This is a genomic window from Bradyrhizobium sp. MI1.7 (genome assembly GCF_055811795.1).
On record NZ_JBVVPO010000178.1, the window covers coordinates 1 to 2,549 of the forward strand.

Annotated in this window: 4 protein-coding genes; 2 read left to right on the plus strand and 2 right to left on the minus strand. The window is 61.3% G+C overall.

Annotated elements, in window-relative coordinates; genetic code table 11:
• Positions 1-214 precede the first annotated feature (214 nt).
• Complete coding sequence (locus AC0L3X_RS46865) at positions 215-523, minus strand: hypothetical protein (RefSeq protein ID WP_063986736.1); 309 nt, start codon at positions 521-523, stop codon at positions 215-217.
• Positions 524-720: 197 nt separating this feature from the next.
• Here AC0L3X_RS46865 and AC0L3X_RS46870 point away from each other — a divergent pair, with 197 nt between their 5' ends.
• Entirely contained in the window at positions 721-1,200 is a 480-nt protein-coding gene (locus AC0L3X_RS46870) for a hypothetical protein (RefSeq protein WP_063985862.1), read from the plus strand.
• Between the two features lie 209 nt (positions 1,201-1,409).
• Positions 1,410-2,357, plus strand: a complete 948-nt coding sequence (locus AC0L3X_RS46875) for a TAXI family TRAP transporter solute-binding subunit (RefSeq protein WP_063985861.1) — start codon at positions 1,410-1,412, stop codon at positions 2,355-2,357.
• Positions 2,358-2,367: 10 nt separating this feature from the next.
• Here the strand turns inward: AC0L3X_RS46875 and AC0L3X_RS46880 are convergent.
• A partial coding sequence (locus AC0L3X_RS46880) for a hypothetical protein (RefSeq protein WP_473317582.1) occupies positions 2,368-2,549 on the minus strand: 182 nt, incomplete at its 5' end.

The window sequence follows — 2,549 nt, forward strand, 5'->3', positions numbered from 1 at the left end:
CATCGATCGACTTGACCAATGGCCAACCTGTCAGTGATGTGTCCGAACAGGTGTCAGCCATGTCTCCGGACTAAACACTTGACCGGGGCATCCAGTACGCCGCAGCCTCTCGATTGAAGCACAACGGCCTCTGGAATACTGGATCACCCGCCCCAGTGCGCAAGCGCGCACAAGGCGGGTGATGACACCGAGTGCTTGGGTTGGCCGTCGCCCCTTACTGATCCGACCCGAACTTGAACTTGCCGTCGCCTTCGAGATACGGGCCGCTGCGCATGTAGAGCTGGCCGTTGTGGCCGATGAAGAACAGCGTGCCTTTCGGCACCTTCTTGGCGCCCTTCAGGAGTTCACCGGCATTGTTGGTGCCCATCTTGTAGGAGAAGGTCTTGCCTTCCTTGTCATAGGCATAGCCGGTGTCGGGCTTGAGCTCCCAGGGCGTTGCCGCGGTCTGCGCCAATGCGGGTGCGCTGAATGCGCCGAGCGTTGCTGTGAGTGCAAGTGCAAATGTCTTCGTTGAAAATGCCATCATCCCATCCTCCCCATCGTTGGGGTTGCCATCTTGAACAAATCACGAACGGCGTTTACAGGTCAATTTGCGAAAGCGCCGCAGCGCATCACGTCCTGCCCAGCAGTTTGTGATTTTCCCTTCGTCCCCGCGCGACTATGTTCCGCTTTCAGTCTAGAACGCAATTCGACAAAAATATTGGTAGGGGGATGATTCGGATGAACCAAGTCGTGAAAGCCTGCTCAGCCGCCGCGCTGTTGGTGACGGCGCTGGCGCCCGCCGCCCGGGCGGATGACTACCAGCTCAGCCACAACCAGCGGATTTCGTGCAGCCGTGGCCTCGCCCCGGGCAAGCTGAACACCGCGACCTGCAAGTCCTACACCTACCTGTTCAATACCAAGACCTCGGAATATTTCCGCTGCCAGGTCTCGCTCGCGCTGACCCGCGACAACAAGGAAGTCATCAACGTCCAGACCGACGGCGGCTGCACCAAGAAGCCGCGCATCTTCGAGACCGACGGCAAATACGATTTCGACGCGACCGAGACCGAACCGCCGAACACCAACTCGTTCTTCGGCCCCGGCGGCTACTCGGTCTGGGCCGCCGACGTCACCGCGCAGAAGGTGCGCGGCTGCATCATCATCTCCTCCGGCCTCGGCTCCGACATCTCCAAGTGCCTGGACATGACCTTCCAATAAGGGCTTGCCAGCAAGAGCTTGCCAGTAAGGCTTGCCAGCGCGGCGAGACACGCGCCAGACCCTGACTGCGCCACCTCGCCGCACCCGCGGGTTCCCCAAAAATCGAGCCGGGTCAGCCGTTTACCGCAGTCCTGTTGTGACTTTTGGATGGGTTGACCCGCTTCCCCCATCCGGCCAATTTCCCGGCCGGTTTGGGGAGTACAACAACCATGAAACGGACGATTTTCGGCGCGGCCGCGGCTCTTGCCCTGGCGGCGTCGGCACCTTGCGCGCATGCGCAATCCTTCATCAACGTGCTGACCGGCGGCACCTCCGGCGTCTACTATCCGCTTGGGGTCGCGATCGGAAAGATTTACGGCGACAAGATTCCGAACGTGAAGACGCAGGTGCAGGCCACCAAGGCGTCGGTCGAGAACCTGATCCTGCTCCAGCAGGGCCGCGGTGAAATTGCGTTCACGCTGGGTGACTCGCTCAAAGCCGCCTGGGAGGGCGACGAGGAAGCCGGCTTCAAGTCCAAGCTGGACAAGCTGCGCACCATCGGCGCGATCTATCCGAACTACATCCAGATTGTCGCGACCGCCGAATCGGGCATCAAGACGCTCGCAGACCTCAAGGGCAAGAGCCTCTCGGTCGGCGCGCCGAAGTCGGGCACCGAGCTCAATTCCCGTGCGATCCTCGCGGCCGCAGGTATGACCTATAAGGACCTCGGCAAGGTCGAATATCTGCCGTTCGCCGAATCCGTCGACCTCATGAAGAACCGCCAGTTGGGCGCGACGCTTCAATCGGCCGGCCTTGGCGTCGCCTCGCTGAAGGATCTCTCGAGTTCGGCCTCGATCACCGTGGTGTCGGTGCCGAAGGAGACCATCGACAAGATCGGCCCGCCCTTCATCTCGGCAATCATTCCGGCCAATACCTATACCGGCCAGGACAAGGACGTGCCGACCGCGGCCGTGGTCAACTATCTCGTGACGAGCTCCGCGGTGTCGGACGACCTCGCCTACCAGATGACCAAGCTGATCTTCGAGTCGCTGCCCGAATTGCAGAACGCCCATGCCGCGGGCAAGGAGATCAAGCTCGAGGCGGCCGCCACCGGCAGCCCGGTTCCGCTGCATCCCGGCGCGATCCGCTATTACAAGGAAAAAGGGCTGATCAAGTAGTCAGCTTTCGTTATCGGACGTCATGGCCGGGCAAAAGCGCGAAGCGCGTCTTCGCGCAGATGTCCCGGCCATCCACGTTCTTGGAGGCGCCGTGAGCCGTGGATGGCCGGGACAAGCCCGGCCATGACGGTGTGGCGAGCGGAAGCTCAATGTTATAAGCGCCGCAGATGATGGGCGCGGGGATACGGGCAT